The organism is Pseudotabrizicola sediminis, assembly GCF_004745575.1.
GTDB classification, from domain to species: Bacteria; Pseudomonadota; Alphaproteobacteria; order Rhodobacterales; family Rhodobacteraceae; genus Pseudotabrizicola; species Pseudotabrizicola sediminis.
Genome location: NZ_RPEM01000001.1, coordinates 425,020 through 442,246, shown reverse-complemented (window position 1 = coordinate 442,246; position 17,227 = coordinate 425,020). Strand labels below are relative to the sequence as shown.

Genomic DNA, 17,227 nt, shown 5'->3' with positions numbered 1-17,227 from the left:
ACGATCCTTTCAGTGATTAGGGTTCGTGGTAATGCGCCCATCGCGCGCCACGTTTATGCGGCCCGCCTCCTGCATCTGGTCCAGAAGCTGATAGGTGCGGGTCACCCCCAGCCGAGTTGCCGTGGCGATTGCGCCGGGACGTTGCAGCCCAGCGCCGATGGCAAGCAAGATCGCCCCTTCCTCATTCAATTTTGGGGCAGGGGGTGCCGCTACTTCCGCTACTTCCGCTACTTCCGCTACTTCCGCTACTTCCGCTACTTCCGCTACTTCCGCTACTTTTGCCGGGGGTGTCGCAACGGGCGAAGGGTGACCCCCGCCCGCCGTGACAGCTTGCAGCGCCGCCGCAACGTCAAACCACATCGCGCGGCCTCACGATCCGATAGGCCACCTTCCGCGATACGCCGCCGATAACCTCGCCCTCTGGCAAGGCGGCCAGCCAGCCGCTATCGGCCAAGGTTGCCATCAGCTTTCGTGCGGTCTTTGCCTCGCGCAAAGCGTTCGGCCCGTATTGCATCGCATCCTTTGGGGTGATTGTCGCCGGGTCGCGGTCCAAGCGGTGCGCCTGTTCTGGCCAGCGGTCCAAGATCCACAGCCGCAAACCCTCTGCCTGCGCCGTTTCCGCCGACACAAGCGCGGTATCGGCCAGCCGCACCGCCTCCGACAGATAGAATTGCGCCAGAGCGATGCCCCAAGCCATTGCCTGCGCCGTGATAGCGGGGGCCATCAGATCGCCCCACAGCGCCAGCACAGCCGCGATGCGCACCGCTTGTTCTGCGGCCTTCGATGCAAAGCCCGTCACATGCGCAAGGCTTGCTCCGGTGCGCTGTTCCTGTTCAATGGTATCGGCAAAGGCCACCAGCAAGGCCCGTGCGTCGGGTGACAGGCCAAGTGCGCGCGGATGCAGTTCGCGGGTTTCCGGGTCCATCGGCATCGGCGTTTCAAGGATGGTGCGCAAGCGGTCGCTGAAACGGCTCAGGGCCACATCATCGCGCCGGGTCAGCGATGACAGGCGGGTGCCGATGGTGCTTGGCGGTTCGGTGATAAGGAAGCGTGGCAGGAAGCCTGTGCCGCTTGCGGTGCCATCGGCCAGAAGGCCCCGCGCCACCTCGGGCTGTATCATCAGATGCACCGCCAGCCGCCGCCCGAACAGCGTATAGGCCCCATCCCCCGCGCGGGTGCGCCGGATCGGGTTGCCCTGCCACAGATCGTTTAGGGCGGTCAGCGTCTTTAGGCGGTTTTCGCTGTTCATCGCGTGGCCCCCGATGAATTGCCCGCCTTCATCAGCAAAGATGCCTAGCGACGGTTGCCCTTCCGCGAACAGCTTTGTCAGCCCTTCAAAGGTCGGTTCCGTAACCGTGCGGTCAGCAGACGGGGGCGCAATCGGTTCCGGCCCCAAGCGGTCAAGGTCCACCTGTGCCGCCACCCGCTTTTCGCCCTTGCCGTTCTTGGCCTCGGCAAGGATGCGGTCCCGTTCGCCCTTCCACAGCGATTGCGCATTGCGCCACTGTGTCAGGTCATCGCGCTGGGCCTTGGCCTGTTCGCGTTCATAGGCGCGCAAAGCGGCCATCAGGGGCGCATCACAAGATGACTTCCTCTCGCCAGATCGGGCGATGGTCAGGGCGTAAAGCGACGGGGGCGCAAAGCCCCCGCCAAGGGTTTCAACATTGGCAAAGCCCTGCACAGCAAGCGATGCCACAGCCAGCGCCGATTGCGCGGGAACGGCAAAGGGGGCGAGGGTCATGCCCTGCACCGCCTCCACCGCCTCACGCAAGGGGCCTAGCGCCTCGCAGGGGTAATTCGCGCCGGGGGTGATCGGGCGCAACAGGGGTTGCGGTCCTTCGCCTGTGTATTCCGTTCCTGCATTGTGGAAAGTCATGCCACACCGCCCTTCAGGGCCAGCACATCATTCCAGTCCCGGCCATCCGGGGCAGGCAACAGCCTGACACGCCAGCCCAGCGCATCGGCCCTTGCTGCAAGCGCCATCGCGGCCTCGCGGCCCGGTTGGTCGCCATCCGCCGCGATGGTCAGCCGCCCCGGTATCGGGGGCAAGACAAGCCCCCGCATCCCAGAGGTGGAAAGCGCCGCCCAGATCGTCGCAGGCTTGCCCAGAAGGCCAGAGGCAAGGCTCAGGGCGGTCTCGATGCCTTCCGCCACCACAAGCGGCCCCTCGGCCTGTGCAACCTGCACCGCGCCACCAGCGCAAGCGCCAAGCATCGCCTTGTTTGGGGCAATGGGGGCCTTGCCGTTGTTCGGTGACAGATAGGTGCGATGCACCGCAAACCGTGCGCCGCCATCCACCCGCGCCACCATCATCGGAAAGCGGTGCGCCGATGGATGCCAGCCCCTTGCCTGATAGCGCAGGGTGTCGGGCAGGGGGCAGGTAATGCCCCGCCCCCGCAAATAAGCCTCGGCCAAGGTGCCGGTGATCGCCACGGTTTCCGCATCGCCCCACAGCGCCTTTGCCCGCCCTTCGCGCTGGGCCTCATCCTTGGCCCGTTGCAGGTCAGACGCGCGCATCGCTTCCGCATCAGGGCGAAAGATGCCGGGGGGCAGGTCCAAGGCCCGTGCCATGTCTTGAAAGCTGCACCCGCGCTTGTGGCAAAAGGCCAAGAGCCGCCCGCCTTCATTGCGCAAGGACAGCGCATCCTGGCCCTTGCGCCGTTCGGGCTGGCAGATCGGGCAGGGAGCATTGCCCCGGTTGCCCCGCCAGACGCCACCCAAGCCCCGTGCGATGGTTTCCGCATCAGTCATGCGCCACCCCCTCGCCATAGGCCAGAGCCGCGACAAGCGCCGCCTGAGAAGGGGTAAGCCCGAAGGCAAGGCGCAAGCGCGCAATCTGCAATGCGCCCGCCCCCTTATTGGACGCCATAGCCAGCGTATACTGCGGGAATTCTAGGTGCGCGTGTCTATTGTCGCGGGCTTTCAAACCCCGCGAATGTCTCGGCTGGTGAGTAGGCATGATGAAGCCCTTTGCGTTCAATGGAGTTGAAACGCACAGGCGAGTTCGATATGGTCCGAATGTGTTTCATGACAGATCAAACCTCGCCTTGTGCGGGGTTTTTTCTTGTCAGCGTTCGGTGCTTGGGCGGCTTTTCAGCCACTCACTGATCGCACTTTCCGGCCACGCCACGGCTCTGGCAGAGAGTCGGATCGGATGGGGAAATTCATTTCTCGCCATCATTGCGTAGATCGAGCTACGGGAAAGCCCCGTAATTTGTTCAACCGATACTCGGCGTAAGTGCTTGTCCGTCATGCGTCCCTTTTCCTTCCGCAAAGAATTTGCGGAATCGTTTGAAGTCTGCGAGAACGGGTCAGGAAATAGGGAGTAGCATTCCGTTCCGACCCGGCGGCTTCGGACTTCCAAGGGTCCGGGCCGCCAAATTCCAGCATCTCGATTCTCTGGAATTCCCATAGCATAGGGGGTGTTCACGAACCGTCGCAAGGGTGCGCAGGAAATCGTCACCGTTTGTTGGTAATTCTATAGCCTTTACAGGGGCTTAATGGTTCTCAACGCCTTGCGCGGCATTGGCTCGTTCGATGCAATTGTGCCGGATGGCAGGCTTAAGTGGGCCGCCCACGCGTCCATCATCTTCCGCCGTTTGTCGAAAAGGTCCGAACGTGCATAAGCCGCCTCGGCCTTGTCCTTGATTGTGTGGGCAAGCGCCGCCTCTGCCACTTCGCGCGGGAAGTTGGTGCGTTCTTGCGCCCACATGCGGAAGGACGTGCGGAAACCATGCACATCAGCGTCAAAGCCAAGTTCCTTGACCAGCTTGGAAAGGGTCATGTCCGAGAGGGGCTTTCCCTTGATCGTGCCGGGGAACACCAGACCGGTGCCGTTGTCCAAGGCCTGTGCCGCTTTCAGGATTTCAACGGCCCGTGGTGACAGGGGAACGCGGTGATCGCGCTTTGCCTTCATCCGGCTTGCGGGGATGGTCCAGACTGCCGGGGTAGCGGGAGTAGCGGAAGTAGCAGGGGTGCCAAGGTCGATTTCAGGCCACAACGCGCCGCGCGCCTCGCCCGAACGGGTTGCGGTCAGCACAAGGAATTCAAAGGCCAGCTTGCTTGCCACCCCTGCACCCGATGCCTGCACCGCCGCGATGCAATCGGCCACCGCCGCATAGGGCAGGGCCTTGCGGTGTTCCTGTTTGCTCTTGTCGCGCTTGGGTAGGGCCTCAGTGATCGACAGCGCCGGGTTGTCCTGCCGCCAGCCTTGCGCCACCGCCCATTTCATCACAGTCCCGATGCGTTGCCGCACCCGTGCCGCCGTTTCCGGCTTTTCGGTCCAGATCGGGGAAAGCACGGCCAGCACATCAGCGGTTGTCACCTCGCCCACCTTGGTCTTGCCGATGCGGGGGAATGTGTAGGTTTCCAGCGTGGTCAGGAATTGCGCGCCGTGTTTGGCATTGCGCCACGTCGGCAGGTGCAGGGCGTGAACCTTGCGCGCCGCTTCCTCAAAGGTCAGCACAGCCTCGGCCTCGCGCTTGGCCTGCTTTGGATCGCCGCCCGCCTGTGCTAGTTTGCGGTTTTCCAGCGCCTTGGCCCGCGCCTCGGCCAGACTGACCAGCGCCGGGTTGCCTAGCCCAAGTTCGCTGCGCTTGCCCCGAATGATGATGCGCTGCACCCATTGCCGCGCGCCGTTCGGTTGCACCCGCAAGAACAGTCCGTGACCATCGAAATACTTGCCCGGTTCGCGAGCACCTTCCACAAACTTGGCGGTCAGCGCCTTTTCCGGTTTCCGCAGTCCTTTGGTCGCCACAATACATCCCCCAAGCTATCCCCCACTTAGGGCAGGATAGCATGGGAATTTCTCGGAACATAATGGAATAACGGGGGCGCTATGTTGCTTTAAAATATGGGGTTATCGGAACAGGCTGGAATTTCTCGGAACATGAACGGGCAGACTTCCACTCCGCCAACAACCCCTTGATATCTATGCTCTTTCGGTTCTAGCCGGGAATACCCCGCTGTTACCGTCGTTTAGGTCGGCGTTCCTCTTACGGAGACGCCACCACCTGTCCCTGATCGCCTCTTTTGCGGCCTGCGTCTCTGCGGCTTGCGGAGCCCGTTCGGTTTGCCCGCGGCGCAGAAACAGGGAATTATCAGGGAAGTTCGATTTTTTGGGCCATCTTTCACGGTTTCCCATCCTGAATAGTGGCGTAATTTCCGTGGGTTGCGAGCAAATTCCCTGCTCCACGGGAACAGGGAACATAATCCGGCGTATCAGCGAATTAAATTCGACCGATCAGGGAAACAATTGGGATTAACAGCGAAGGGGCCAGTTTACGCGATATATCTGCGTGATCTGGCCAGTTGCCACTTCAAACGCTGTCACCAGTGCGGCTCAGGCGGTCAGGCGGTCAGGCGATGCCGAAGAGCCGCGCTTGCTCACGCCAATCCATCGGAATGCCGTCACGGAGAAGCTGTGCCACCGAGAGGTCGACAGGCTGTCGTCCGTCTAGGATTGCCGCTTGCACACGTGGTGCAAGGAAGGCCAGCGGAATGCGGGTCCGGATATAGGGCTCTGATCGTCCTGTCTCACGCGCGATCTCTGTGAGTGCCGTGCCCGCGCGCAAGGCACGCGCCCAGAGATGCGCCTCGGCCAGGCAGCGCTGCAGAACACTGTCCGGGGCCGGGATGGTCTCGCCCGCAATGATCCGGGTTTCCACACCCCGGCGCCGCAAGGCGAAGGGGCAGGTAAACCGGATCAGCCGATCCGACAGGGCTGCGACCGGCAGGGCCAGTGCCGCAGCGATCACGGCCGGATCAAGCTGCAGTTGCAGCCGGCCCGGCGTCAAGGTGCCGGATGAAGTAATGCTGCCGATGAGCGCCGGATCCGCCTCGATCTGGTCGGCGAGGGCCGAAGCGCGATGGACGAGATCCGCCGCACCGCCAGCCTCGGGTTGCGCCAGCAAGGCATGGCCTGCTGCGGCCTTGCGCAAATGTCCAACCGTGATCTGTCGCAGGCAGGCCTCCAGCGCTTCGGCCGGGAGCCGCCAGCCGGAGGGGTCAGTGCCGCCCGCAATCAGGCGGTGGGAAACGTAATAAGCAAAGCGTCGACCGTGTCGCCTGGTGTGGGTTGGGGTCAGGTGATCACCGGTCTCATCTCGGAGTTTGGCCGTAAGGACCCGGGGGTCAATAGGGGTAGCGGTGCGTCCGCGGGGCCGCGCCCCGGCGGCGAGGAGTTTGGCTTGCACCGTTTCCCAGAGGCTTTCGTCTATGATTGCTGGGTGCTGGCCCGGATAGGTCTGGTCCTTGTGCCGGATGCGGCCGATGTAGATCGGGTTGGTTAAAAGGTAGTGCAACTGCCCTCGGGTGAAGGGCGATCCGCCCCGGACACGGCCCGAGGGCGTGACGACAGATTTGGGGCGCAGACCCAGTCGCGCGGCCTCGACTTCGACCAGTCGAAGGTTGCCGAGATCACCGTAAAGGCCAAAAAGTGTGCGGACCACCTCGGCCTCGGCCGGATTGACCGTCAACTCGCGGCGCTGCGGATCGGGATGGCTGTCGTAGCCCAGCGGCAAGGTGCCACCCATCCAGAGCCCCTTCTTCTTTGAGGCGGCGATCTTGTCGCGGATGCGCTCGGACGTGACCTCACGCTCGAACTGGGCAAAGGAGAGAAGGACATTCAGGGTCAGCCGCCCCATCGAGCTTGCGGTGTTGAAGGCCTGCGTCACCGAAACGAAGGAGCATCCGTTTGCGTCCAGCCTCTCGACCAGCCGTCCAAAATCGACAAGCGAGCGGGTCAGCCGGTCGATCTTGTAGACCACGACCATGCCGATGCGCCCGGCATCGATCTCGGCGAGAAGGCGTTGCAAGGCGGGACGATCGAGCGAGCCGCCTGACAGCCCACCATCATCAAACCGGTCCGGAACAAGCTTCCAGCCCTCATGGCGCTGGCTTGCGATGTAGGCGGCACAGGCCTCGTGCTGGGCGTCGAGCGAATTGAAGGCTTGCTCCAGACCTTCATCGCTCGACTTGCGGGTATAAATCGCACAACGGATCATCGGCTTCTGGGTCATCACGCACGATCCCGGCGCTGTCTGCCCGTCTTCCGCGATTTGTCCTTGTTTGACTTGCCATCGCCCGCGTTGCCTGCACGCTTAAGCCCGAAGAAGCGTGGCCCCGACCAGCGCGTACCGGTAATTGCGCGGGCGATCGCGGAGAGCGAGTGATGACGCGTGCCGTTCCACAGGAAGCCCTCAGGCAAGGCATCAACGACATGGGTCGTGCCATTCCATTCGCGCAGGAGCCGGGCCCCGGGCTGGAGGGAGGGCGATGGCTTGCGCTCCTCGCCAGCAGCGATGCGGTCGAGCCGGGCGCGCAATGCGGCGGGTAGGTCGCCCTCAACCCTTGCTTGCAGTTCGAAGGCAAGAAAACGGCGCTGCATTGGCTGGCTCATGCAGGCGGGGACCTCGCCACCGAGGAGGTCTGACCAGAGTTTCGCCAGACCCACGCGGTCCATGGTGTGGAGATCGGCGAGCGACGTCATGTGTCGGCCCTGATGACAGGCGCGCGATTGGCCACGGGACAGGCGGCTGCCTCAGCCACCACCAGAGTTGCTGCCGGGTCTGGATCAACGCCATTTGAATATGGTCTGTCGGACGGCTGCGCTGCGATCGTCGCTTCAGCATCAATGGCATAGATCGTGTCATCACCCTCGCGGTGACAGGCTATTTTTAAACCGGTTTTGCGCAACCCGCTGAGGGCTGCGCGCAGGGTGTGGGCCTGCCAGCCGGTTGCCTCTATCAACGCGGCGAGCGACACGCCGCCGGGCTCTGCCAGGCGGGCACGAAGTAGGGCAGCCTTGGTCTGACGCGGCTGCCGAGGAAGAAGCGCGGAGATTGGTTCGGATTGCGTCATGTGGCGGAACGCCGGACCTTCTGCCGCAGGCTTGGCCGACGTGCGGTGACTTTTGGTGGGCAAGGTTGACGGCGAATTGGCCACATCTGCGTGTGCGACAGCGTCGAGGATCATCGGGGTTTTGGCTTTGGTCATCTTGGGCTCCGGTTCATGCGGGCGGGCGAAGTGCCACACCCAGTACCCATCCGAGCCCGGACGGTGCCGGGCATGGATCATAGCAACGCTCCGGTTGGCGGCGAAGTCCACTGATTTGTCGAAGCGATTGGTGCGAATGAAACGGTATCTACAGCATGGACCAGACGTGTCAGTCTTCCTCGTCGTCCTGCGCGCCACGATCTGGCAAGGTGGCCCAAAGGAGCGTCAGGGTATGGCCGTCCTTGCCGACACGGACCTGTTCAAAGAGTTCCGGAATATCCGCTGATGTCCATGCAGCGGCTGGCACCTCGCGCATCGTCGTGGTGCCTGACTTGGCCATTCCCAACGCACGCGAGGTCTGGCTGAGTGAGGACACCCTGTCTCCGGTACTTCGCGTGATCCACGGGAACGACTTGCCACGGACGGCATAGCGGATCTTTCCGCCCTTCGTCCATACTGCGGCAATGGGCTCCGCATGGCGATCCACCAGACAGCGCGCCGCAGCCTCGAGACTGATGTTCAGGCTGCTTCGCATTGTGACTGCCGAAGAGATCTCCGGCTGCTCCTTTAAAAAGGGCAACAGTTGATTGTCAGGCACAAGAAGCCCGATTGCAAAAGCATTGGCTTCGCCTTCCTGACGCTCATGCTGTCGGGCCGTGCGCGTCTCGCGCATGTCAGTGAGGCTGCACGTGAAAGCCCCGCTGAGGCCCAGGACATGGCGCTCCAGCAAGAAATGTCCCAACTCATGGGCGATGCCGAACCGCGCGGCTTGCGGTCCGCGGCCGGTATTGACAAGTATCTTGCCCGCGCTCCTGACCCGGTCGGTGAGCAGAACGCCCTCGCAGCCATCCAATTCTTCTTGGCGGATCTCGGTGATCCCCAGCTTGAGCGCAATCTCGTCGACTGGCACAGCGCAGCACAGCGGCCCGATCTGCCGGTGGACTGCCTTTGCCAAGCGTTGCGGGTCATGGATGTCGGCGAGATCGAGGCGGTCGAGGTCCAGAAAAACTAAGCCTCCGATGCGGTACGGTCACGACGCATTGATCGTACCATCTCTTCGATCAAACTGCGGTCCCGATCTGACAGGTCTTTCAAATCGCGGTGAATGCGCTCGATTTGCTGCTCTGCAGGGTGCGGCACATCTGTGGCTCCGGTCAGGGCCTCTGGCGTCACCCCGAAATGCGCTGCCAATTTCTGGACGAGTTCAAAGGATGGATTGGCGGTGCGGCCTTTCTCCAACTCCCAGATATGCGCCTTGGAGACACCGACGGCGTCGGCAAGCTTCTGGAGGGATGTGTTGGACCCTTGACGCAGTTCAAACAGGCGTTCGCTCAGACTCATGGCCAACACTCCTCTCTCTGCAAATCGTATGATTTATCTACCGACAGTATGCCGGCAGGATTGACGGCGCAAGAGGGTAGATGTATCTTACGACCCAAGGCGCTTTGCCAGACACCCATGCCACATCAGAAGGAAGCCCTTATGACCAAGAGCATCGAACACCTCGACCCAGCAATCCTTCGGCCTTGGGCGCGCAATGCACGGACCCATTCGAAAAAGCAGCTCCGCCAAATTGCTGAGTCGATCCGAACCTTCGGTTTTACCAATCCTGTCCTGATCGACCAATCGAACGCCATTCTTGCTGGCCACGGCCGGGTAGAAGCGGCCAAGAGCCTGGAGATGGGGACGGTTCCTTGTCTGCGGATTGAGCACATGACCGAGGCTGAGAAACGGGCCTATGTCATTGCTGACAACAAGCTTGCACTGAACGCGGGCTGGGATGAGGAAATGCTCGCCCAAGAATTGCAGGGCCTTCTTGCCACCGAGAACATTGGCTTCGACATCGGCGTGATCGGGTTCGAGGTGGCGGAAATCGACACCCTTGTCGAAGGTCTGATCCCAGTCGAGCCGGGAAACCCGGAAGATGACCTTCTGCCGCAGGATGCGCCCCGCAGGGTGCACCCTGGAGACATCTGGCAGTTGGGTGGGCATCGGCTGGCCTGCGGTGACGCATTGGACCCCCGGGTGTTGACCGATGTGATGAACGGAGACGTTGCCCGGATGGTCTTTACGGACCCGCCCTACAACGTGAAGATCGACGGCCATGTCGGCGGCTCGGGCAAGACCAAGCACCGAGAGTTCGCGATGGCCTCCGGCGAGATGAACGAGGGCGAGTTCACGGCCTTCCTTACCTGCGCTTTGACCAACATGGCGGACCACAGCATCGACGGCTCGATCCACTTCATCTGTATGGACTGGCGCCACATGCAGGAAATGATGGCAGCAGGGAACGCGGTTTACGACGAATTGAAGAACCTGATCGTCTGGGCCAAGGACAATGGCGGCATGGGGACCTTCTACCGCTCCCGTCATGAACTGGTCTTTGCGTTCAAGAAAGGCACTGCGCCACATGTGAACAGCTTTGAGCTTGGCCAGTATGGCAGGTACCGCACGAATGTCTGGAACTACCGCGGAGTAAATACGATGCGAGCCGGGCGGATGCAGGAATTGCAGCTTCATCCAACGGTGAAGCCGGTGCAGATGATCATTGATGCAATCAAGGACGTGTCTGGCCGGGGTGAGATTGTTCTCGATGCGTTTGGGGGATCCGGCTCCACCTTGATCGCCGCAGAGAAAGCCGGTCGCTTGGCAAGGCTGGTCGAACTTGATCCGATCTATTGCGATCGTATTCTTGCTCGCTGGGAGCAACTGGCGAAGGACGCGGCGATTCAGGAGGTCTGTGGATGGCCGCGCGCCGGGGGGATGAATGGTGTTGACGCTCTGGAGGCCGCGGAATGACCGGGCGGCGTAAACTGGGACAGGGTGGAACCAGCTCTGAGCGGACCGGGTCCCTAATGTCCCGACCTGGCTATGATGTGGGCTATGCCAAGCCGCCCGAGGGGAGCAAGTTCCGCAAGGGAGTTTCTGGTAACCCGCGCGGTCGGCCGAAGGGGGCGAAGAACAAGCTCCCGGCGCTGAGCGAGGAGCGAATGAAGGCGATCATCCTTGAGGAAGCCTACCGCACCATAACGGTGCGTGACGGCGCGCGTAATGTCACCGTTCCAATCGCACGGGCCGTACTGCGATCCTTGGCCGTCAATGCCGTCAAGGGTCAGCATCGGTCGCAGCGCCTCTTCTCCGAACTTCTGGCCAGCGTCGAGACCGCGAACCGGGCGAAGCATGATGAATGGCTGGAGACCGCGATAGAATATAAGATCGAGTGGGAGCGGGAACTGGCACGCCGCAAACGCCAGGGGATAATCAACGCCCCAGAACCGCTGCCGCATCCAGATCACGTGGTGATCAATCTTCGGGAAGGCACCGCAAACATCATCGGACCTGCCACGCGGGAGGAGAAGGCCGAGTGGGACAAATGGGTCGAGCGCCGGGCAGATTTTGAGGCTGAATTGGAGGAACTTCAGCAGATGCTTGAAGACGCAACTGACGAAAACGAAATCGCCTTCATCAAGGATGATATGGCGCAAACTGCGAAGGTGCTCAAGATCATCGGCCGTGCGCTGGGGGAGGCGGGGTAGAAAATGGAACCTTTGAGCCGGTAATCGCGCCTGAAGGTTAAGGCACCGCATAAGTCAATTCTTCGCGCTGCCCATCGATGTGCTGTGTGAGAATAGCGGCTCATAACCAGAAGGTCGTGGGTTACACAGCGCACCTAAGGTCAGGTAGGTTACAGCGGTTGCGCGTCCCCGCAACCAACACTAATTCTTCAATAGTATCAACGCCTTGAAGCTCCGCGCCCGCGGAGCTTTTGCGCATTCCGGCGTTCGGACCCGGGATTGCCGCCATGAGCGCCGACGCTCCTGTCGCCAGACGCAGCAGGCTCGCCAGCGCCCCGTGAAGGTCAATCGCAAGCCCGCCGCCATCCGGCGCAGGCGTCAGCACGATCTTCTCGATCAGCCCGCGCAGCGCCTCACGCGCCTCCTCCGTTGCATCGCCTTCGCCCAAGCCGCGGATTAGTGCGGCAACCCGGTGCCGATAGGTCTCAGACATCTTCGGATGAAACCGGACCGGGGCAGGGGTCGCGTCTGCCGCTGACAGCTGGGCTTCGATCTCTTGCCGCCGGGTGTCGAGGCTGATCATCTTGTCCTTCACCTGCGCCGCCGGGACGCCCGCGATGATCGCATCCACCAGTTTGGCATGATCGCGCAAAACCTGCGCCAGTTCCTTTTGCAAGCTGCCCCTTCCTTGGGCGACCGCCGCAGCGAGGCGGTTGCGCTCGGAGGTATAGGCTTCGCAGAAGGCCGCCACGGCATCCGGATCCATCAGGTTGTGGACCAGCGCATCCAGCACCCGGGCCTCAAGATCGCTCTGTTTGATCACCGCCGTGTTGGTGCAGACCGCCCGGCCCTTGTTGCGCGCGGCAGAGCAGCCGAACGCATCCTTGGAAATCTTCGAATTTTGCGCTGCCCTTCGGCTCACTTTTGCTCTGCCGTTGACATCAGGTTGGTATCCGGGAAAAAACAGCATCCGGCCGGCAGCTCTGTCATCATCGCCGTCAGGAAGCCTTGATCCTCAGAGGCATGTGGCTGCTCGTCTTCATGCTGGGCTCCGGGTTCGACGCGGATCAGATCACTCGTCGCAGGCGCATTGCGCGTGTCAGTCGTATGGTGGGGCATGCTTTACTTCTCTCAAGCGGCGTCTCGTGCTGGCTGCAAGATGATCTTCGAAGTCGCTTGCGTCATCCCGTTGTCCACAATTTTCGATGGTGCTGGTGTACGCCGTTGACGGAGACCCGAGGTTGTTTGGGCATTGCACTTCTCATCTGAATTCTACCGCCCGGACAAGTCGGACAAACCGGACGGCAGATGCTTTGGCTGGCGCGGCTCGTCGGTGTCAGGGGCGTTGGGCGAAGTTTTGTCCGACTTGTCCGACTTGTCCAACCGGGTCCAGAAGAAACTCTGGGATGCTCGGGTAAGAAGGTCGTCTTCCTTGACGGGCGTCGCCTGCACGGGAAGAGGTTCGGTGAAGAGGTCGCAGACGGCCCCGATGGCTTTCCAAAGTTCATTGTAGTTCGAGCGGCGGCTTTGCGGAGCAGGGCCGTGAGCTTGGCAAGGCCGTCATGCCATGTGAAAACTATCAACTGTACCAGTTCAGCGTCGATGAGAGGGTCCATAGCGAGCCCGCGCCGGACGATGCCATCTGGGGTCGAGAGATTTACCAGTCGAAAGTGATGCGGCTCGATAACCTGATCAAGCGTGGATGGGTATTCCCCCCATTTCTAGCGGGGGCACGCCCGGTTGCCGAAGCGCCGTTCAGTCGCTTTTGCAAACTGTGCGCCAAAATCCATGGAGCAGTTGATAGAAGTCACGGCCTCGCGCAATCGCTACGGTTTGATCGAAACCTGCGCATGCTGTAGCTCATGGTGGAAGCCTCAAGGTCTGACTGCGCCTTGTCGAACACCAAACCCCCGCGAAACCTGACCCCGGTGTTAGCATCTCCGCACTGGCGGCGCTGGCTTGGCCCGGCGCACCGCTGTCTCGTGCCGGTGACATCGTTTGCCGAGTCGAAAAAGGGGGGCAACCAGTGGTTCGGCCCTACGGAACCGGACAAGCCCATGTTCTTCGCCGGCATCGAGGTTCGGGGCTGGCAATCGCTGCGCAAGGTAAAAGACGGTCCCACGACGGACGACCTTTTCGCGTTTCTGACGTGCATGCCCAATGCCGAGGTGGGCGCGGTGCATCCCAAGGCTATGCCCGCCATCCTGACCGAGCCTGCTGCATGGGAGATATGGCTGTCGGCACCTTTTGAGATTGCCGCCAAGCTGCAACGACCCTTGCCGGACGGCGCGCTAGGGATGCTGGAGGAACCGATCAAACGGGCGAAGGCGATGTGCGCACGGAACTGACCAGCAAAGCAGCTAACGAGATCCAAGATTTGCCCGCCTCTGGATTCCGCGGCCTGTTCAGCCTATGTGGGACCGGCTTGGAGGCTTTCAGCACCAGATGCTAAACAGAATTAACCTCTGAAAGAGGGCATGCTGGGGAGTAGGTCAATCGCCGTCTCATGGGGGTTATCTGGCAATTATCATCCCGCTGTCATCCGGGATGCGCTCATCACCCACCTTAGCGTATCAAGAGCACTGTGGGCGTCGTTTACACCGTCGCTTTTTTTGGCACGTTTCTTTCTCCATCAGCCCCAAAATTGCCACGATTTCGCTGCTCTTTTCACCAATTTATCGCAGATCAGTGATGAAACATGAGGTCTTGGTAAATGTCGCATCACATGTCTCGAATTTTCCAGTCGTCGATGATCAAAATTCTGCGACATAGATTTTGTTTGGACCAATCTGGAACCACAACTGTTTCGTTTGTACTTTGGCTACCAATATTCATGATGGTTTTTGCACTTGTTGCTGATGCATCTTTGGCATTCGGGAAGCGATCGACCATACTAAGAGTAGTCCAAGACACGAACAGAGCCATTTCGGTTGGAAAAATAACCGACATGTATGTGGCAGAAACCGAGATAAAGCAGAAGCTTGCGACAGTTGCTCCTGGCGCGAATGTTACGGCAATTGTTGAAAATGGCGTCATTATCAGCACTGTGACTGTGCCACTCATTGAATTGACAAGTTTGGGTTTCCTGTCGCGCTTAGTAGATGGCAATGTCATTGTGACTTCGCAACACCTTGCAGAAGGCTAATTACGATGAATAAAACTACATTGACCGACTTTGCCTCCGAAGAAAATGGTGCGGCTAACGAGTTTTCGATCCTCATGCTGTTGGTTATGCTCATGTTAGGAGCGTACGGCCTCGACTCGAGCAGCGTTACACATTCTCGTACCCAGCTTCAAATCACTGCTGACGCAGCGGCACATGCGGCACTTTTGACACGGGAACGGCATACCCAGGGGGAGGCTGTTGCAAAGGCAACAAGTCTCGCCCAAGCAATGATGCCAGCCGATAAGTTCGGTATCGTTGTTAGGCCCGAAAATGTAGTCTTTGGTAGGTGGAATCCGAACACTGACAGCTTTGCGCCTGATCAATCGTCTAATGCAGCTGTAAGGGTAACTGGCAGCATGAGCGAATACTATGAAAATGCTCATAAAACATATCTCTACGGCTTGGTGGGCGTAGATTCTTTTGATGTAAACGTTGTTTCAACATTCGAGACTTATCATCCCACCTGTCTTCGGGAAGGCTTTGTCGCTCAAGGTAAAGTAGATCTGCGCAGCAACAACACCTTCACAGATGGTTTCTGTGTTCATTCGAATGAGTATGTTTCACTCAACTCGAACAATTATTTTGAACCAGGAACTGTTGTGTCAATGTCTGACCTTTCAAAAATAGACCTTCCAGCCTCTGGATATGAGTCAAATGAAGGATTGCAGCAGTCACTCCGCCAAGGCTCATGGAACATAAGGATCTTATCTCAACTAACTGAAATCATCGCCGGATTGAGGTATTTGAATCCAGAGTTCACGCCAAGTTACATTTCAAATCCTACCGTTAGAAATCTAACAAATCGTAACATTTATCAGGAAGATCTTAGGAGCGGGAGTGTTCATGTCATCAGCTGTAGGGGTGGAGCTGCGGCAACTGTTAAAAATGATGTAGTCGTATCTGAAGTTGTGATCATTTCAGACTGCGACATCAAGTTTGAAGCAAATGTAAAGATTGAAGATGCGATTATTGCTACAACCTCTTCTGGTTCTAAGTCCATGTCGAGTTCGTCTGGCCTGCAGGTAGGGAAAATGGATAACTGCATGGATGGAGGTGATGCACAACTTTTAACTCTCGGATCCATGGACTTTCCATCCGGTCTTAGCCTGCACAACGCGCAGTTGATAGCCGCTAACAATATTACATTTTCTGCTAATGCGGAAGGGTTGCAAGGCGCAGCGCTGGTTGCTGGAGGAGAGATATCAGGGACATCAAACATGACTTTCGGGTATTGCGACGGTGGTATGGAGAATAACTTCCACGCGGAGTATTTCCGGCTAGTAGAGTAGCGTTGTGCACCGCGTCGGCATCTCCGCATCGCCAGCTGGCATCAACACGATGTCCATGACCAGTAACGCATCCCGGTCGGCCTGCATGGATCAGCCCACGGCATGTCTTCGTGTGCGTCCATAAGGACACACGATAGCCGACCGCGAGAAACCCACTCAAGACGGCCCTCGCGGTAGGCTTACTTACGGCTGATCTTTACATCCGGTTTCCGCTGTCGCTCCGCAACGTCGAGGGTCTGCTGCACGAGCGGGGGATCGAGATCAGCCATGAGACGGTGCGGTACTGGTGGAACCGGTTCGGCCCTATGTTCGCCGCCGAAATACGACGAAGACGGGTCGACAGAATGCGCGCTTGCCGACACTGGCGTTGGCACTTGGACGAGGTCTACGTGAAGATCAACGGTGCCACGCATTATCTCTGGCGGGCGGTTGACCACGAGGGCGAGGTGCTTGAAAGCGTCGTCACCAAGACGCGGGATCGCAAAGCAGCACTGAAATTTCTCAGAAAATCGATGAAGCGGCACGGTCGACCCGAGACGATCGTCACCGATAAACTTCGCTCATACGGTGCCGCCTTGAAGGACCTTGGTCGAGGCGATGACCGCGAGATGGGGCGCTGGCTCAACAACCGGGCGGAGAACTCGTACTTGCCATTCCGACGACGTGAGCGGGCAATGTTGCGGTTCCGGCGCATGCGAACGTTGCAAAAGTTCACCTCAGTCCATGCCTCAGTCCACAACCACTTTCCGACGGAGCGCCACCTCCAGAACCGCAACATCTACGAGCAGAACCTACCCGAACAGCGGCAGCCATCGGCTGCCGCTCCTGAATGCAAGGGCAGATGTGAGTGATGATGATCTAACGGGACCACTGCCAAGACACCCCGAGGTGCTGTCAGGGCTTCAAGGCTCGCTCGTCTGATCGGGACTTGGTTCGCGGGCTTCATCAGGGCCAGCGGTCACATGTCCCGCGCCAACAGGCCGGACACATGACCGCACCCCGCAACGATCAAAAGCAGCTCAAATCAATCCTTGCACAAACGTAGCCGTCCACACATGACAGCACCCTTGAACTGCAGCCGGCTGGTGCGCCGCACCGCGATGCAGACCGCCGTCCGCATGATCACCAACGGCGTAGCGTTCGAGGCGGCGGTACGGGAGGTTGGGTTCCTCGGTTTTGGCATGCATCCCACGCGAAATAGCCGCCCAGAAAGGGGCCAATCTCTGTTTGGCATTTGGCGCGATACGGTTTTCGGGTGGCCC

The 17,227-nt window shown here is 59.7% G+C and carries 18 protein-coding genes and 1 pseudogene; 7 read left to right on the top strand and 12 right to left on the bottom strand.

Annotated features, from left to right (window positions below; translation table 11 throughout):
- Window positions 1–9 precede the first annotated feature (9 nt).
- From EEB11_RS19450 to EEB11_RS02010, 9 genes are all read right to left on the bottom strand, one after another.
- Window positions 10–360, bottom strand: coding sequence for a hypothetical protein (locus EEB11_RS19450; protein ID WP_167852633.1), 351 nt, complete (start codon window positions 358–360; stop codon window positions 10–12).
- Window positions 350–1,876: a YfjI family protein gene (locus tag EEB11_RS02045; RefSeq protein WP_135428735.1), complete on the bottom strand. Its 1,527-nt coding sequence runs from the start codon at window positions 1,874–1,876 to the stop codon at window positions 350–352. Before EEB11_RS02045 ends, EEB11_RS19450 begins: the two co-directional genes overlap by 11 nt.
- The gene (locus EEB11_RS02040; protein WP_135428734.1) at window positions 1,873–2,751 is read right to left on the bottom strand and encodes a DUF7146 domain-containing protein; all 879 of its coding nucleotides are present in this window, start codon (window positions 2,749–2,751) and stop codon (window positions 1,873–1,875) included. Before EEB11_RS02040 ends, EEB11_RS02045 begins: the two co-directional genes overlap by 4 nt.
- Before the next feature lie 316 nt (window positions 2,752–3,067).
- A complete protein-coding gene (locus EEB11_RS02035) occupies window positions 3,068–3,253 on the bottom strand; it encodes a helix-turn-helix transcriptional regulator (protein WP_135428733.1) in 186 nt (61 codons plus the stop codon).
- Window positions 3,254–3,487: 234 nt separating this feature from the next.
- Window positions 3,488–4,756 (bottom strand): tyrosine-type recombinase/integrase, encoded by a 1,269-nt coding sequence (locus tag EEB11_RS02030; protein ID WP_245298729.1) that lies wholly within the window; start codon window positions 4,754–4,756, stop codon window positions 3,488–3,490.
- 601 nt (window positions 4,757–5,357) lie between these two features.
- The gene (locus EEB11_RS02025; RefSeq protein ID WP_135428732.1) at window positions 5,358–7,019 is read right to left on the bottom strand and encodes a recombinase family protein; all 1,662 of its coding nucleotides are present in this window, start codon (window positions 7,017–7,019) and stop codon (window positions 5,358–5,360) included.
- Complete coding sequence (locus EEB11_RS02020; protein WP_135428731.1) at window positions 7,019–7,489, bottom strand: DUF2924 domain-containing protein; 471 nt, start codon at window positions 7,487–7,489, stop codon at window positions 7,019–7,021. Before EEB11_RS02020 ends, EEB11_RS02025 begins: the two co-directional genes overlap by 1 nt.
- On the bottom strand, window positions 7,486–7,995 hold the full coding sequence (locus EEB11_RS02015; RefSeq protein WP_167852632.1) for a DUF3489 domain-containing protein: 510 nt from the start codon (window positions 7,993–7,995) through the stop codon (window positions 7,486–7,488). The genes EEB11_RS02020 and EEB11_RS02015 overlap by 4 nt, the downstream gene beginning before the upstream one ends.
- A gap of 169 nt (window positions 7,996–8,164) precedes the next feature.
- A complete protein-coding gene (locus tag EEB11_RS02010) occupies window positions 8,165–8,749 on the bottom strand; it encodes an ImmA/IrrE family metallo-endopeptidase (protein WP_245298743.1) in 585 nt (194 codons plus the stop codon).
- On the opposite strand from EEB11_RS02010, the gene EEB11_RS19910 reads away from it, so the two are divergent.
- Entirely contained in the window at window positions 8,711–9,007 is a 297-nt protein-coding gene (locus EEB11_RS19910) for a hypothetical protein (protein WP_245298748.1), read from the top strand. The two genes, EEB11_RS02010 and EEB11_RS19910, sit on opposite strands and share 39 nt — an antisense overlap.
- Here the strand turns inward: EEB11_RS19910 and EEB11_RS02005 are convergent.
- Window positions 9,004–9,336 (bottom strand): helix-turn-helix domain-containing protein, encoded by a 333-nt coding sequence (locus tag EEB11_RS02005; RefSeq protein ID WP_135428728.1) that lies wholly within the window; start codon window positions 9,334–9,336, stop codon window positions 9,004–9,006. The genes EEB11_RS19910 and EEB11_RS02005 overlap by 4 nt on opposite strands.
- 141 nt (window positions 9,337–9,477) lie before the next feature.
- Between EEB11_RS02005 and EEB11_RS02000 the strand changes: the two genes are divergently transcribed.
- Window positions 9,478–10,794: a site-specific DNA-methyltransferase gene (locus EEB11_RS02000; RefSeq protein ID WP_135428727.1), complete on the top strand. Its 1,317-nt coding sequence runs from the start codon at window positions 9,478–9,480 to the stop codon at window positions 10,792–10,794.
- A 77-nt stretch (window positions 10,795–10,871) separates the two neighbouring features.
- Entirely contained in the window at window positions 10,872–11,531 is a 660-nt protein-coding gene (locus tag EEB11_RS01995; protein WP_210134363.1) for a DUF5681 domain-containing protein, read from the top strand.
- A gap of 121 nt (window positions 11,532–11,652) precedes the next feature.
- Here EEB11_RS01995 and EEB11_RS01990 read toward each other — a convergent pair whose 3' ends face one another.
- A complete protein-coding gene (locus EEB11_RS01990; RefSeq protein WP_135428725.1) occupies window positions 11,653–12,432 on the bottom strand; it encodes a hypothetical protein in 780 nt (259 codons plus the stop codon).
- Window positions 12,429–12,629 (bottom strand): hypothetical protein, encoded by a 201-nt coding sequence (locus EEB11_RS01985; protein WP_135428724.1) that lies wholly within the window; start codon window positions 12,627–12,629, stop codon window positions 12,429–12,431. The genes EEB11_RS01990 and EEB11_RS01985 overlap by 4 nt, the downstream gene beginning before the upstream one ends.
- A 743-nt stretch (window positions 12,630–13,372) precedes the next feature.
- Here EEB11_RS01985 and EEB11_RS01980 point away from each other — a divergent pair.
- The 4 genes and pseudogenes from EEB11_RS01980 to EEB11_RS01965 form a co-directional block, all read left to right on the top strand.
- Window positions 13,373–13,858 carry an SOS response-associated peptidase family protein gene (locus EEB11_RS01980; RefSeq protein WP_135428723.1) on the top strand — a complete coding sequence of 162 codons (486 nt, stop codon included), beginning with the start codon at window positions 13,373–13,375 and terminating at the stop codon, window positions 13,856–13,858.
- Between the two features lie 365 nt (window positions 13,859–14,223).
- Entirely contained in the window at window positions 14,224–14,655 is a 432-nt protein-coding gene (locus tag EEB11_RS20285) for a TadE/TadG family type IV pilus assembly protein (protein WP_354002076.1), read from the top strand.
- 5 nt (window positions 14,656–14,660) lie between these two features.
- Complete coding sequence (locus EEB11_RS01970; RefSeq protein WP_135428721.1) at window positions 14,661–15,965, top strand: pilus assembly protein TadG-related protein; 1,305 nt, start codon at window positions 14,661–14,663, stop codon at window positions 15,963–15,965.
- Between the two features lie 140 nt (window positions 15,966–16,105).
- Window positions 16,106–16,816: pseudogene (locus EEB11_RS01965) on the top strand (IS6 family transposase); the annotation flags it as partial.
- Window positions 16,817–17,227: the final 411 nt, after the last annotated feature.

Coding starts and splice junctions, on each gene's coding strand:
- EEB11_RS19450 (WP_167852633.1), bottom strand. CDS start 360: ATGTGGTTTGACGTTGCGGCGGCGCTGCAAGCTGTCACGGCGGGCGGG.
- EEB11_RS02045 (WP_135428735.1), bottom strand. CDS start 1,876: ATGACTTTCCACAATGCAGGAACGGAATACACAGGCGAAGGACCGCAA.
- EEB11_RS02040 (WP_135428734.1), bottom strand. CDS start 2,751: ATGACTGATGCGGAAACCATCGCACGGGGCTTGGGTGGCGTCTGGCGG.
- EEB11_RS02035 (WP_135428733.1), bottom strand. CDS start 3,253: ATGACGGACAAGCACTTACGCCGAGTATCGGTTGAACAAATTACGGGG.
- EEB11_RS02025 (WP_135428732.1), bottom strand. CDS start 7,019: ATGACCCAGAAGCCGATGATCCGTTGTGCGATTTATACCCGCAAGTCG.
- EEB11_RS02020 (WP_135428731.1), bottom strand. CDS start 7,489: ATGACGTCGCTCGCCGATCTCCACACCATGGACCGCGTGGGTCTGGCG.
- EEB11_RS02015 (WP_167852632.1), bottom strand. CDS start 7,995: ATGACCAAAGCCAAAACCCCGATGATCCTCGACGCTGTCGCACACGCA.
- EEB11_RS19910 (WP_245298748.1), top strand. CDS start 8,711: ATGGCGCTCCAGCAAGAAATGTCCCAACTCATGGGCGATGCCGAACCG.
- EEB11_RS02005 (WP_135428728.1), bottom strand. CDS start 9,336: ATGAGTCTGAGCGAACGCCTGTTTGAACTGCGTCAAGGGTCCAACACA.
- EEB11_RS02000 (WP_135428727.1), top strand. CDS start 9,478: ATGACCAAGAGCATCGAACACCTCGACCCAGCAATCCTTCGGCCTTGG.
- EEB11_RS01985 (WP_135428724.1), bottom strand. CDS start 12,629: ATGCCCCACCATACGACTGACACGCGCAATGCGCCTGCGACGAGTGAT.
- EEB11_RS01980 (WP_135428723.1), top strand. CDS start 13,373: ATGGTGGAAGCCTCAAGGTCTGACTGCGCCTTGTCGAACACCAAACCC.
- EEB11_RS20285 (WP_354002076.1), top strand. CDS start 14,224: ATGTCGCATCACATGTCTCGAATTTTCCAGTCGTCGATGATCAAAATT.
- EEB11_RS01970 (WP_135428721.1), top strand. CDS start 14,661: ATGAATAAAACTACATTGACCGACTTTGCCTCCGAAGAAAATGGTGCG.